At 67.3% G+C, this 13,525-nt stretch carries 11 protein-coding genes and 1 tRNA gene; 5 read left to right on the top strand and 7 right to left on the bottom strand.

Going from position 1 to position 13,525, the window contains the following annotated elements:
* Positions 1-287 precede the first annotated feature (287 nt).
* Positions 288-1,034, bottom strand: coding sequence for a hypothetical protein (locus AB5J56_RS44325; RefSeq protein ID WP_369242091.1), 747 nt, complete (start codon positions 1,032-1,034; stop codon positions 288-290).
* Positions 1,035-2,887: 1,853 nt separating this feature from the next.
* Between AB5J56_RS44325 and AB5J56_RS44320 the strand changes: the two genes are divergently transcribed.
* Complete coding sequence (locus AB5J56_RS44320; protein ID WP_369242089.1) at positions 2,888-3,721, top strand: hypothetical protein; 834 nt, start codon at positions 2,888-2,890, stop codon at positions 3,719-3,721.
* A 180-nt stretch (positions 3,722-3,901) separates the two neighbouring features.
* On the opposite strand, the gene AB5J56_RS44315 is transcribed toward AB5J56_RS44320, so the two are convergent.
* Positions 3,902-3,978 (bottom strand) — tRNA-Trp (locus AB5J56_RS44315).
* Between the two features lie 437 nt (positions 3,979-4,415).
* On the opposite strand from AB5J56_RS44315, the gene AB5J56_RS44310 reads away from it, so the two are divergent.
* Positions 4,416-5,447, top strand: coding sequence for a hypothetical protein (locus tag AB5J56_RS44310; protein WP_369242087.1), 1,032 nt, complete (start codon positions 4,416-4,418; stop codon positions 5,445-5,447).
* A 589-nt stretch (positions 5,448-6,036) separates the two neighbouring features.
* Here the strand turns inward: AB5J56_RS44310 and AB5J56_RS44305 are convergent.
* The 4 genes from AB5J56_RS44305 to AB5J56_RS44290 all read right to left on the bottom strand — a co-directional run bounded on the left by AB5J56_RS44305 (position 6,037) and on the right by AB5J56_RS44290 (position 8,737).
* Positions 6,037-6,870: a PIG-L family deacetylase gene (locus AB5J56_RS44305; RefSeq protein ID WP_369242085.1), complete on the bottom strand. Its 834-nt coding sequence runs from the start codon at positions 6,868-6,870 to the stop codon at positions 6,037-6,039.
* A gap of 241 nt (positions 6,871-7,111) precedes the next feature.
* A complete protein-coding gene (locus AB5J56_RS44300; protein WP_369242083.1) occupies positions 7,112-7,288 on the bottom strand; it encodes a hypothetical protein in 177 nt (58 codons plus the stop codon).
* Between the two features lie 241 nt (positions 7,289-7,529).
* The gene (locus AB5J56_RS44295) at positions 7,530-8,033 is read right to left on the bottom strand and encodes a GtrA family protein (RefSeq protein ID WP_369242081.1); all 504 of its coding nucleotides are present in this window, start codon (positions 8,031-8,033) and stop codon (positions 7,530-7,532) included.
* 32 nt (positions 8,034-8,065) lie between these two features.
* Positions 8,066-8,737 carry a DUF4097 family beta strand repeat-containing protein gene (locus tag AB5J56_RS44290; protein ID WP_369242079.1) on the bottom strand — a complete coding sequence of 224 codons (672 nt, stop codon included), beginning with the start codon at positions 8,735-8,737 and terminating at the stop codon, positions 8,066-8,068.
* A 509-nt stretch (positions 8,738-9,246) separates the two neighbouring features.
* On the opposite strand from AB5J56_RS44290, the gene AB5J56_RS44285 reads away from it, so the two are divergent.
* Positions 9,247-9,918, top strand: coding sequence for a DUF2278 family protein (locus AB5J56_RS44285; RefSeq protein ID WP_369242077.1), 672 nt, complete (start codon positions 9,247-9,249; stop codon positions 9,916-9,918).
* A 580-nt stretch (positions 9,919-10,498) separates the two neighbouring features.
* Here the strand turns inward: AB5J56_RS44285 and AB5J56_RS44280 are convergent.
* On the bottom strand, positions 10,499-11,287 hold the full coding sequence (locus tag AB5J56_RS44280; RefSeq protein WP_369242075.1) for a TetR/AcrR family transcriptional regulator: 789 nt from the start codon (positions 11,285-11,287) through the stop codon (positions 10,499-10,501).
* Positions 11,288-11,370: 83 nt separating this feature from the next.
* On the opposite strand from AB5J56_RS44280, the gene AB5J56_RS44275 reads away from it, so the two are divergent.
* Positions 11,371-11,760 (top strand): VOC family protein, encoded by a 390-nt coding sequence (locus AB5J56_RS44275; RefSeq protein WP_369242073.1) that lies wholly within the window; start codon positions 11,371-11,373, stop codon positions 11,758-11,760.
* Positions 11,761-12,971: 1,211 nt separating this feature from the next.
* On the top strand, positions 12,972-13,379 hold the full coding sequence (locus AB5J56_RS44270) for a hypothetical protein (RefSeq protein ID WP_369242071.1): 408 nt from the start codon (positions 12,972-12,974) through the stop codon (positions 13,377-13,379).
* The last annotated feature ends 146 nt before the right edge of the window (positions 13,380-13,525 follow it).

Here is a 13,525-nt window from a genome sequence, read left to right as displayed (position 1 = left end):
GTCCTGCCATCCGTCTCTTGATCGATTTCAGGTCCGTGACTCGGCCTTCGACGATGCCGGAGTTGAAGGGGCTGGTCAGCCCCTGGATGACGGCATCGAGGTCGTTGCGGAGGTTGCGGGCGAAGCCACGGATCATCGGAAGTTCGGCGTCTTCGGCTCTGTCGATCCAGCTGGGCAGTCGCCGGATGCCGTCCAACCGGCACGCCTGGCTTTGCCCCTGAGAATCCTCACACGCCCTTCACCGAAGGTCCCCGCTTCACCTGGAAGCGGGGCCCGCCGAAGCCGGATCAGGCGCGCAGTGTGACGCCGAAACGAGTCCTCATCCGCCGCATTTCCCACAGCGAGACGGCGGTCACCGACAGCGGCCCGCCCAGCGTGGAGCAGAACTGGACGATGGGCGGGCCCCCCGGCATGCCGTCGCCGATCAGGCTGAAGGCCGCGAACACCCACACCAGCGTCAGGGTGAGGACGGGCGGCAGCATCGGGTGGACCTGGGCACTGTTGAAGGCACTGCGGGCCGAGTACAGCGACGCCATGAAGAAGAAGGGAAAACCCCACACGATCACGATCAGCGAGGCGACGGCCAGTGCGTACTCCCACCAGCTCTTCCCGTCGTCGGCGTTGACGGTCAGGGCCGTCGGGACGAGGACTCCGCCCATCACGACCAACGTCAGCACGTACCAGCCGACCGCCTTGAGCGGCGCGCGCAGCCGGGAGCGCAGATGCCCCCGCAGGTGCGGGGGCGCGTAGTAGATGAATCCGATGATGACCAGGGGCGCGGCGATGATCAGCACGAACGGGGCGACGATGAGTTGGGCGGCACCGCCGTACGCCGCGTCCTTCCAGCGGTTCGGATCCACGTTGTAGGCGAGGATCAGGGCGATGGTGGCGGCGGCACCGAGCACCGTGCGGGCCAGCTGGACGCGGTCCACGGTGCGGTCCACGATCCGGCCGTCGCCCTGCGCGAAGAGCCTGGTGGCAACGCGGTGCGCGGAGCGCAGGATCGCGCCGACGAGCCCGAAGGGAGAGCCCAACGACAGGCAGCCGCGACGGCGCCGGGCGGCGGGCCTCGTGGGCTGGGGGCCGTAAGGGTACGGGTTCGGGTACGGAGGCTGGTTCGGGTACGGGCCCGGATTCGGTGGTGGCGGACCGTACGGGCCGCCCTGCGGTGGTCCGTAGGGAGCGCCCCAGCCGCCCTGGCCTCCCGGTCCGTTGCCGCCAGGCTGACCCGGGCCGTTTCCCGGCCCCCATCCCCCCGTAGCCATGCCGCTCCCCGTTCCCTTTCGGCCAGTTGGAGTGTGTCCTGTGGTGCCAGGCGGCAGTGTAGTGGCACATCAGATGACAGAGGCCGCGCTCGTTGCCGGTCGCGCCGCGTTGCCGGTCGCGCCAGATACGTCATATCCGTCAGACCGCCCTACAATGCCCCACTGCCCACTGTGGCACCGGCACCCGCCGCTCCCCCTGCTTTGCCAGCTGTAGACCGCTCCTCCGCGGCGTCTCGTGTAGCCCTGCGCGACCTTGGAGGGACCAAGACCTGGGCCAGCGGCACAGGCTGACAGCAGCTCAACACGCGGCGCGTGCTGGTGGATGTCGAGGCGGCCGGCGCGGGTGCGGCGACCGGTGGGCGCGGAAGGCGTCCCCGAGCTCGATGAGTTCCACCCGCAGGGCGTCGGGCTGAAGATCTTGTGGCACGGTGCCGCTGAGCGATCTTTCCCCCGCCGCCTGGCTCGCGGGGGCCTCCTGGTCGGCCTGGGACGAGCCTCGCGCTGGGATCGTCCCAAGGACGCCTTCCCGGACCTGGTCCGTCAACTCCCCGCGCATGCGGGGATGGCCGGCGCCGGACGCGGCAGGAAGCCCCGCCCCGAGGCGCCCCGCCGCGGGGCCTGTTTCCCGCGCAGGCGTGGATGACCTCACAGTCAACGGCGTCACCCTTGAGCCACTGCTCCCACACACGCGGGGAGAAGCCGGCACGGAGCGCCTCGCCTTCGCCGGGCTCGTCATACTCCGCGGAGACACGCCCGTGCTCCTGCGAGACCGCTCGGTTCCCCGCCCACCGGGTAGAGCAGAGGCCCGCACCACTGGCAACCACGGAAAAATTCCATGCACCGCTCCATCGCGTTCGCCGCCGCAATCGTCGTACTCGCCGCCGCCCTTGTGGCGTGCAAAGGCTCGGGCTGGGACAGCAGGAAAGCCGGAGCAGCCACCGGTTCCAGCGGCGCTTCGGCGTCTGGCAGTCAGCAGACGCCGAAGGCCACGCCCAGCATCACAACGCCGAGTGGGGCCAAGGTCGGTGACACCCTCTCGCTGGAGGGCATGCCCGGTCTGGGCACCGCGGGCCACGTCCAGACCGACGTCACATTGACCAAGTACGAGGACCATGCGAACCGTCGCTGGAAGCCTTCGCAGCCCCCGACGGGCAGCGCCTGGTCGCGGCGGAGTTCACGATCCTCAGCACCGGCGACGCCACCTACGACGACCCCAGCAACCTGGGGCCGAAGGTCATCGACTCGACCGGGAACGCCTACCCTGGCAAGCCCGGCAGCCCCACCGTCGGTGAGTCTTTTGACCTCACCCTGATCCTCCAGCCGGGCCAGAAGGCCACCGGCCGGGTGATCTTCAACGTGCCGCAGGACGCGAAGATCACGGCCGTGACGTACCAGATGGACTCCATCCTGCAGACCAACGGAGAGCACACAGGCAGGTGGACGCTCCTCGCCTGAGGTGATCTTCCGCGGCAAAGAACGGGGCCATCGGCCAGGTCGGTCTGGACAGCGGCTCGGTAGCTGTCGTCTGATCGAGGCTTCTGTTGCTTGAAGTCCTGGCGGGCGTCGATGAGTTGCTGGGGCCATGGTCGGCCGTTGCACGCTGTTCGCTACCATCCCTGCACATGACAATGCGGGGGTGGCGACTGGGTGTCGTGGCGGTGCTGGCGGCGCTGTGCGTCTCCGGTTCAGGACGGCCGGAGGACATCCGTACGACGTCGGACCTTGGCCCCCTCCCGGCCGACCGCTACGACTACACGCCGCAGGACTACCAGCGATCGCAGCGGGCATCGGCGTTGCTGGTCCGGCAGTGCATGGCGGAGCACGGCCACTCGGATTTCCCGCTCGACCCCCGCTACCCCAGCGACCCCATCGTCGCCACCGCGGTCGGCACCGACTACGGCGCCCTGGATCTCGCCGCCGCCCGCCGCTGGGGCTACGGCTGGGACCCGGCAAAGTTTCGGGCTCTGGAGCCGAAGGGCCGCCGGATGACCAACGCCGAGTATGCGGACTTCCCCGCCTGCAACGCGGAGTCGAGTCGGCGGCTGATGCGCGGCATCGACGTCAAGCGGGACTGGCTCTACGCAAGTACACGGTCGATCGAGGTCGACAAGGCCGTCAAGCGCGACCCGCGCCTCCGCGCGGCGTGGGATGTGTGGTCCCGTTGTGTGGCAGAACAAGGATTCACGCGCTATCCCGACCCTGTGGCGGCGTACACGGACACCGCCTGGCATCGGGGCAGTGACGGCAACACCCGGCATACGCAGCGGGAGCGGGCCACCGCCGCCGCGGACGTCGCCTGCAAGCGCCGCCACCATACGGCCGAGCTCTGGCACGCTGTCCGCGCGCGGAAACAGGCCGTGGACATCAGTAGGCACCGTGACCGCTATGCCGCTGGGCTGCGGGCACTGCGGACATACCGGGCCACCATCGCCGAGGTGCTGCGGCAGCTCGGCTAGCGGGGCACCGACGTATCACTGCGACAGTCGCAGCACCCCAGCCTGCTGACCTTGCGCTCCACGTGTTCCGTCACCCCGAGCATCGCTTTTCGTCGGCTCCCCGACCACGCCGATGCCGAGGACGAAGGGTGAGCCGAGAGCCTCTCGAGACCGCACGGCAGATGCTGAGGACGTAAGCAGTGGCAGGGGTGGCAGGAGTCGAACCTGCGGCATCCGGTTTTGGAGGCCGGCGCTCTGGCCAACTGAGCTACACCCCTTTGGTGGGTGACAGCGTGACATGACCAACAGGTCCGGTTCCAAAGGATTTCTGTCTCTCAACTTCCCCCAGCCCTTGTGGTCTCGCCTGTCATGCCCGGTATGCCTCTGCGCGGTAGGTCAACTACCGCTGATTCAAAGGCGCTTCGATGCGGTTGACGGCATCGCACCGCTGACCTCCGGAGCAGGAAGCCCCCTCAAAGACCTCCCAGGCACCCTGAGCACCTTCGAGCCGGGCGTCGAGCGCACGCTATTGGCTGGGCAATCGGGGCGAAACCACCCGAGTGAAATCTGGAAACGAACAAATATCCAGCCGGGCATGTGAGTACACACTCATGCAGATCCCTGGCAAGGTAACCGCAGAAGGGAAGCGGGGCAAGAGATCAAAGGCCCCTCAGTCTGCGCCTTTCTCTACAGCCCTCACTATAAGGGGGAAGTCATGATGTTCGTTAGTCGGCTGAGGAATTGGGCCGAACACAGCGTTGGTGCCGCCGAGAGCGATGACGCGGTCGTCGTCAAGACGACACGGTATCTACGGCTGGCGATCGTGACGATGGTGATCGGCCTGTCCACAGCGGTTCTCTACGAACACTCGAAGTCCCACCTGAAGGGCGTCGACAGCGGGCACTGCTGGCAGCATTCGATCAGCGCGTACTACTACACACCGGTGCAGTCGGTCTTCGTCGGAGCACTGGTCGCGATCGGCATCAGCTTGATCGCGCTGAAGGGCAGCACCGAACTCGAGGACGTTTTCCTGAACTTCGCGGGAATCCTCGCGCCGGTGGTCGCGTTCGTTCCCACGCCGAACGTCGGAGAATGCGGGTCGATCCTCACCGACACAACCAATCGCGGTACCAACATCAGCAACAACGTCACCGCGGTACTCGTCATGGCCGGTGTCGCATTCCTGGTTCTGGGCGCGCTGAGGGCATTGGACCGACCGGTGACCGGCGTCCCTGGAGCCCCGGCGCACGCGGACGAGGCGTCGGCGCACAGGATCGCGGTGTACGGCTACGGTCTGGCTCTGGCGCTCTATGTTGCCGCGTGGGTCGTCTTCCTGGCCGACCGCGAGTGGTTCAACGCCAACGCGCATTGGAGCGCAGCAATCACGATGTTCGTGTTCATCTGGCTTGCGGTGGTGAACAATGCGATCAACTTCCACTTCACGCGCAAGAAGGTTGTGGCTGCCCAGCACGCGGCCGAGGAGGCCGGCGGGGCCAAGCCCCCAAAGCGAGTCAATCGGTACCTGGCGATTGCATTGTTGATGCCCGCTGCCCTGGTGATCATCTTGGCGACGCCCTGGTTCGGCGACTACGACACGATCTGGCTCGAGGCGAGCATGATCGCACTGTTCGCGGTTTTCTGGGTGCTTCAAACCCAGGAGTTGTGGAACCACGGGCTGCGTTCTCCGGACACGAGAACCGGTGCTCTTCAACAGCCGCAAGGTGCCGAGGAAAGGGACGCGGGATAAATTCCCGAGGCGGTGGGTCCGTGCAGAACTCAGTCGGCACGGACACCGCGCAATCTTGCTGGTCGCGGCCGACAGCGGGCATTCCGTGGACGGGATGAACGTTCTCCGCCGGGTGGGGCACGAGGGAGACCTTGAAGGTCTCTCTCGTGCCACCAAGCTGGCGGCGGCAAGTCGCCGTCGACGGCGCCGGCTGCTTGCGTCACCTCGCGGGCCTGCACCGCATCGTTCCGACTGCCCTCGTGACCTGCTGGTTCTTCCGTCGCCTCGCGGCTGTCGGACATCGGAGGCTCGGCTTCATGTTCCTTCCTCGGCGGTCTGGCTTGATGGGAGCAGACCGCCGGGCTTGTGACCTGGGCTGTCGCCCACCTTCCGAGTCAGCTGCCCGCAGGTCTCCGATCTGTGCGGTGGCCAGGTGGTTTGGGGACGAGCGCGGTATCGGGTCGGAAGTACGGGCAAGCGTCGAAGCCGTCGATGAGGGCCTGAACGCGGGCTGCCGGAACGGAACTTGGGCGGACAGACCTCCGGGAATGTGACCCGCTCGAAAGCGCCGTGCGATCGATGCGCTCCCCCGGTCGGGCGGGCGGACTGATCAGCGCAGTCCGGCGAACAGATCGGTCTCGGGCACGGCCGCGCCGGTGGCGTCCTGGACACGTACGAAGGTCTCCATGCCCATCAACTCGCCGAACCTCTCCTTGCCCATCTTGAGGAAGAAGATGTTCTCGCCCTGACTGGCGTGCGCGGCCAACGCGTCGAACTTCTGACCGCTGAAGCCGGTCGCGTCCACCCACGTGGTGATCTCATCGTCGGGAAGGCCGATCTCGGCCATCGCGGCGGCCTCGGCAGGATCCGGCTCCGGCATGTCCTCATGAAACTCGCGCATGATCTCGCCGAACCGCTGCATCATCGAGCGGGGCATCGTGGTCCAGTACACCTTCGGCGTCAGCTCGGTCATCTCCAGCGCCGCCATCGTGATGCGGTGGGCCTGGATGTGGTCGGGGTGGCCGTAGAAACCGTTTTCGTCATAGGTGACGACCACATCAGGTCGGTAGTGCCGCATGAGTTCCGCGAGTCGGGCCGCGCCTTCCTGCACAGGGGTCTGCCAGAAGGATCCGGGGGCATCGTTGCTCGGCCAGCCCATCATCCCGGAGTCGCCATAGTCGAGCATCTCCAGATCGCTGACCTTGAGGACCTCACAGCTCGCCTCAAGTTCTTGACGGCGCATCAGGGCCACCGCCGCCGGATCGTGCCCGGGACCGCCCGGCTTGACACCCCCCGGTCCGTCACCGCAGCCGCCGTCGGTACACGTCACGAGAACCGTGCGGATGCCTTCGGCCGCGTACCGCGCGAGGACCCCTCCGGTTCCGGTGGCCTCGTCGTCGGGGTGGGCGTGCACTGCCATGAGCGTCAAGGGCCGGTCGGTCATGAAACAGTCCTCCTGTAGAAACACGTCGTGGTCCGAGTGCGCGGCAGGCGTACCGCGATCCCGGGGCCCGGATCCCGGTGGGGCGGACGACCTTGTGGTCTCCGTGTTCCCCGCCCGTACGGCGCCGGTCCCTCGACCAATGCAACCGTGCCGGCCGGACCGGATGTTCCCGGCACGGCCGCTTGGCCTTCCAGCCATCGGCGTTTCAACGCGAACCCGGTACAGACGCGACCTCCATGTCTCAGCTGCCCGCTGCCCGCTGCCCGCTGCCCGCTGCCCGCTGCCCGCTGCCGCCAGGATGGCTGCGCGGCATCATGTCGTACACGGCCTCGTCCTCGTCTTCGTCCTCGTCCTCGTCCTCGTCCTCGGCGTCAGCCTCCTCGCTCTGCAACAGCCGCCGTACGCGCTCGCCCGGCACTCATCGCGAATCCGCTCGGCCACCTCCCAGTCGGTGACCGCCGCCAGAGTCGCATCATCAATCCGCCGGCACACGTCGGCGACCAGCGCGCGGGGGTCGGCCGCGCAGCGCTCCGGCAGTGCAGCGTTCTGTGCAGAGTCATCCGAGTCCGTCTGGACCGCGACGGCCAGGTCGGGGGCCTCCTGCACCAGCACGTCCGTGTGGCCCAAACGCAGGGTGAGGCCAGGGGCGGGCTTCTGCCCTATGCCGCCGTGACCAGGACGGGTGCGGCCTTCGTCCCCTGCTGCAGGGGGTGTGCCGTCCTGTCGGTGCGGGTGGCGAAGACGTAGAGGCGCAGGACGAGGAAGCGGCCTATTCCGGCGAGGCCGGAGGCGCCGAGGTAGACGGTCTGCTCGGTCAGCATGCCGGGCGAGGCCTGCGCCAGATGCAGGACGAACACCGCGGCGCTGGTGGCGAGGTAGGCGGCGGTGGCCGACCCCGCGGACTGCCAGTGCTCACGCCATCCGGCGCCGTTCTCCCTGCCGAACGTGTAGCGGGCGTGGAGCTCGGTACACAGCAGGGTCGAGGCGACGGTGACGAGCGCGTTCGAGAGGGCCCACGGCATGCTCTTGGCCACCAGCGCTACCGCGACGCTGGAGAGGACTCCGACGCCACCCCCGAAGATCACGAACCGTATGAACGCGGCGACGGGGCCGGCAGTGGCCGCAGTCGCCGACACGGGCCCCTGCACGAGCGACGACTTCATGACATGGACTCCTTTGCAGATTGCGGGCGGCTTCAGAGACTGCGGGCGGTGATGTCGCCGTAGGCGGTGCTCGCGCGGATGGTCAGCCCGGCGGCAGCGCCGTCGGCGTTCTTGAGCGAGTTGCAGATCCGGCCGCAGCTGGTGCCGGCGTCCAGAGCGGCAGAGACTCCGCGGGCGGCGCCGACCGAAATCTCGCCATGTCCTGTGCGCAGCGTGAGGGTGCCGTATACGGCCTCAGTGACGTGGAGGTCGCCCTTTCGAGTGCTGAGCTCGCCGGGGCCTCCCAGTCGGCCGACCGCGATGTCGCCGTGGAGGACTGTGAGACGGGCGCTCGCGGCCTCGTCGAGCCTGACCGTTGCCTGCTGTCCCTCGAAAGCGACGTCTCCGAGCCGTCCAGCGCCGCGGAGTTCGGCGCTGGCCGCCGTCACCTCGATGCGCGAGCCGGTGGGCAGCTGGATGGTCACGTCGATGGATCCGGAGGGGCCAAGGATCCGGTTCCTCGCGGGTGAGGCCTCGATCCGTATGACGCCGTGGCCGTATGCGACCTCGATCTGCTCCGCCGCCTTCACATCACAACCCTTCGAAGCGTCGGCGGGCCTGACCTCGACCGTGGTGTCGGCCCGATCGGCGGCGATGAACTGGATGCGGCCGACGGGGATGTCGACGACGGCGGTCACCGGGGCGGAGGTGTCGAACTTCTGCATCGCTGACTCCTTGTACTCGCTGTTTCTGATAGCGGAAAGGCTACGTTGCATTCACGGAGCCAGCAACGACTTCGTTGCACACTATTGACATTTTCCCAGGTGAAAACCATGAAATCGTTGCAGTGGACTCGACGAGAACGCAACGAAACCCCTCTGTTCGTTGCAATAGATTGACACTGAACGCTATGCGGACGGCTCCACGACGCGTAAAGGAGGGGACTGGTCGGTCGACCCCTGGTAGCCGCCCTCCCAAAGGAACCGCCCCGGTTGCCGGGGCTCGCGCCCGCACGGCACAACAGCCGAGGAAAACGGTCGCCACCGCGATCACGCCGACGCTCGCTTCGTCGCCGCTCAGAAGCACCTGGGATCCGCCAGTCCACCGACCACTACGTCCCGGCAGCCAGGGCGTCGGGCGGCGACAGACCTCGACCTACAGACCATCACGTCAGATGGCTACAGAACGTCACTATCTGATCGCATCGCGTGGTCTGGGGTGATTCACTGGTTGCATGCCTTTTCCTCGCTACGGCGTGCTCGCGGGACAGCTCCACCACCACTTCCGCGACGATCCCGACCACCAGGGCCGCTGGTTCCACGTCAATCTGGAGGTGGACGCACCCGCCGGACGCTTTCACTGCGCCGTGGACGTCGACAGCCACAAGTCCAACGTGGGCGTGCAGTGGAAGGTGTTCACGCTGAGCCCCCTGGAGGTGGGACCGGCCGCGGCGGTGGCCCTCGGCTACCACGACCTGGCGGCCACGCCGGACTCCGGGGCGATGGACTACCTGCGCCAGCCCTCCCTCGTCGACCACACGGGGGTGCTCTTCCAGCGCCGCCCGCCGTCCTGGCTCCGGGATCTCCTTGAACTGCTCGGTTCGCGCCCGTGGCAGGTCGGTTCCTACGCCGAGGCCACCGCCGCCCTGGAGCCGATCCTGGTGGCAGGCCGACGCATCCTCGTCTTCGGCGAGCCGTTCACCGACGATCACCTGGGCCGCCAGGGCATGCACAACGTCCACCAGAACCAGGGCGACCCGGGCGATTCGCAGTGGTGGGACGAGAACGGGATCTGGCAGGACGGTGCCACGTTCACCGAGCGACCCGACGGGCACTACGACGTCTTCCTGAGTAAGTTCTCCAGCCAGGCGGCCCACACGGACAGCTCGGGGCACCCGGTGGGGTGACCGCCCGGTGCGTCACCGGGGGCGTCAGTGGTAAGGCTCCGCGGCCCGTACGGCACTTCTGGAGCTGCTTCCGCCCCGGGCCCGCGGGTGCTGCCCCAAGGTCATGAAGCGGCCCACAACGCGGGCCGCGCACACGGCGTGCCGCGCGGAGCTGCGCATCAGCGGCATCTTGGGGCTGACAGAACGCCGGCAGGCCAGCGACCTCCAGGCTCATCCGGGCACCAGGTGGGGTGAATTGCTCGATCATCTGGACTGCAGGAGCCGACATGCCGACGGCCGAGGGCGGTTGGGCATGGCCCCAAGGACTCCAACAGGGCCCGCTTCGCCGTGTACGAGTTTCTGCACACCTTGGGGTCGTTCACAGCGCACTTCTGGGCCGGTGGGAAGCCGTCCACGACCACGTGGACCCCTGCGGCAGGCCAAGTTGGACGCATTGCGGCTCGGGCTCATCCGGAACGGAGCGGACGGCGAAGCGCCTATGAGCATCGAAACAACGGAACTGACGGCGCAGCTGCGCGACGCCCTTGGTGCACTCCTCACCCGCGCATCGGACGATGCGACAGGACACGGGTAGCCGGCTCTACCGCGGTCCGGTCTCCGTTGAGTCGGTGCGATGGTCGATACGAGCGGCGAGCCCGTCGAGGACACGGCTGAGACCAAACTCCCAGGCGTGCTCGGGGCTGTATGCGGCACCGTGGGCGGCGCCTGCCGCCGTGCCCACGCGGGCAGCGGTGGGGTAGGCGCGTGGATCGAAGACCTTTTCGAGCAGGTGGGCGTTGGCCGCCCACCACTGCTCATCGTCCATCACGCTGTCCTGCTGGGCGGCGCGAGCCTCGGCTGCCGAGCGGGCGTTTGCCTGGACGAAGGTGAGCAGGAAGGCCAGGGCGGCATCCATCTCGATGTCGTCGAGCCCGAGTTCGTCCAGTGCCTGCAGCTCGTGCTCATACTTGGCCATCATTCCCGGCCCCAACGGTGGCCGACTGGTGGAGATCGTCGCAGCCCATGGGTGCGCCTCAAACAGCGCCTTGTTCTCTTCGGCCACGGCGGTCAGCCGAACCCGCCATGGCTGACCGGCGGTGTCAGCCCGGGACATCTGGACGTAGGCGGTATCCAGCATGAGATCCAGCAATTCGGCCTTGCCCGGCACGTAGGTGTACAGCGTCATCGGGACCACCCCCAGCCGCTGCGCGACGCGGCGCATAGTGACTGCGTCCAGGCCGTCGACGTCAGCCAGGCCGATGGAGACGGCGACGACCGTGTCGACGTTCAGCCGCTGATGCGGGCCGCGTCGCGGGGCGTCGGCAGGGACGCGCCAGAGCAATTCCAGGGAGCGGGCCGGATCACCGGCGCTGCTTCGGTCGAGAGGCACGTTGACATCCTTACTCATAAACATTGCTGTACGTCGTACACTGTACTGCGTACAACATAATCGTGCCTGGTCAAGGAGCACTTGTGTCGATCACCGGTTCCGCCGTGTCCCTGAACGTCGACGATGTCGCGGCGTCCAGCGCCTTCCTCGCCGACCATTTCGGATTCCGTGAGGAGATGGCCGCCGACGGTTTCGCATCGCTGACCCGCGTGGATGCCGGGATGAACGTCATCTACCTGCGCAGAGGCCTGGCCTCACTCCCCGACGATCAGCGCGATGACCACGCTGACGGGGTGATCCTCGCCTTCGTCGTCGACAACCTCGACGCCGAACTGGCCCGCCTGACCGCCGAAGGAGTCGCGATCACGATGCCGCTGCGCGAGGAGCCCTGGGGCGAGCGCGCCTTCCAAGTCACCGATCCCAACGGCGTCATCGTTCAGCTCGTCGACTGGAACGCATCCACCAGCCACTGATCCGATCTCTCATACCGGAAGTGGCAGCTGTCGGCGGCAGGCTGCTGCCGCACCGTTTTGTGCTTCTGCGGGACGACGCCCACGGCGATCGACCGGCCAGACGACCCGCCTGCCGCAGAGGCTCCGGACGGGCCCGCCTACAGGCTCCCGGAGTCGGCCGGGCCACCGGTCGCATCGGGGGAACAGCCCGCTCAAAGGCAGGCAGGCGAGCGGCACTGACGGTGCGGCGCGATGGGCAGCGTGCGTGATGATCCCTCACCAGGGGACAGTGGACGAGCAGATGCCGCCCTGCCATGCCGCCGTCCTACCGCGCGGGATACGGCGCGAAGGCGCACGGGCATCGCAGTCCGGAAGGGTGGCGGCGGCCTGACAACACAACGAGCCCCACCCCACCTCAGGGCGGGATGGGGCTCACCGAGCGCCGGGCAGGCCTTGCACCTGCATCTCCCCGCAGGAAGCGGGGCGTCTTTCCTTGGACCACCAACGCAACGCCAGACACCAGGAGTTCCGGCGACCAGCTCAAGATCAAGAGTAGCGCACCCGGTCGGCCCGGCGCTCCCAATACGAGCGAGATCGACAGGCCACCAGGAACGATTTGCAAAGGGAGAGCACCAGGCCCTGCAGACCGCGGCCTCAGACGTGATCAAGGCCGTTTACGAGGAGCTCGACCGCATCCTCGCCGACCTCCGCGAATCAGGCTCGTGGCCTGCACGTCAGTGGGAGACCCCAACAGCCCAGGGATGGGCGGCCGACCTCGCTGCCGCGAAGAGACAGGGCGCACACCTCGACCCCTTGCACGTTCGATTCAACGACACTGCAATCAGGATCTTCGCTTCACTGTTCTGACCCGGCGCCGCGGGGGCCGACCTGGTGGGCAGTCCGGTCGCCACGCCCCAGACTGCTCTGGTTACGCCATGGATTACGTCCTCAGCACCGCATGTCGCACCAGCTGACGCATAGTTGGCTGCCCGTTCTTGCTCGACTCGGTGAGTAGTTCCGACTGACTGCCATCCGTGGCCAGCGATCTGCTGGAGCTCCCGTTGAGCGTCGAGCACGCGAACCAGGTCGCGGCTGTCGGTGTATTCCGCCCACCGGCCGTCGATGACCAGGAAGGGAATGGCTCGACCAGACACTTGTTCCCGTAGCAGGCCCCCGAGGGGGCGAATAGGCTGGTCGCAGGGGTCGACATGGTTCGATCTGAGGAGCCTCCCATGAGTAAGAACAGAAACGGCGCCTGGCGCGCGACGGGAGTCGTCACCGCACTCGCCACGGCCGCCGCGATCGCCTCCGTCGCTCCGGCTCAGGCTCAGTCCACCGCTCAGCTGTCCGCGTGGGTCAGCGACGGCTGGGGCGGCGGAACCATCGCCAGCCAGCCCGCCGGGATCAACTGCCACCAGTCAGCCTGGGACCCGTACGCAACCAATGAACCTCAGCCCAATCCGACCGGCACCTGCACCGCGAGCTTCGAGGTGGGAACGACGGTCACCTTCACCGCCACACCTGACCCCGGGTCCTTCATCAACGACGGCCCCACGCCGAACCCCGTGACCGTACGAACCGGCTACAACTTCACGTGGGTCATGTTCTGCCCGACCGACGGCCTCTGCTCCGCAGGCTAATCGCCCGAGCCGACGCTTCCGAAAGCCTCTGGCAGATCTGAGCAGAGCTGGCTCCCTCCCCGGACTGAAGCCCGGGGAATCCCCTTCGAAGAGGTTCGGCCGGTCGCCCGGTTACGGATTCCTGTTTCGCGGACCGGCTGGTGCCG

This window comes from Streptomyces sp. R21, assembly GCF_041051975.1.
In the GTDB taxonomy this organism is placed as follows: Bacteria; Actinomycetota; Actinomycetes; order Streptomycetales; family Streptomycetaceae; genus Streptomyces.
Note: the sequence above shows the minus strand (reverse complement) of the source record. Positions and strands in the feature narration are given on the sequence as shown.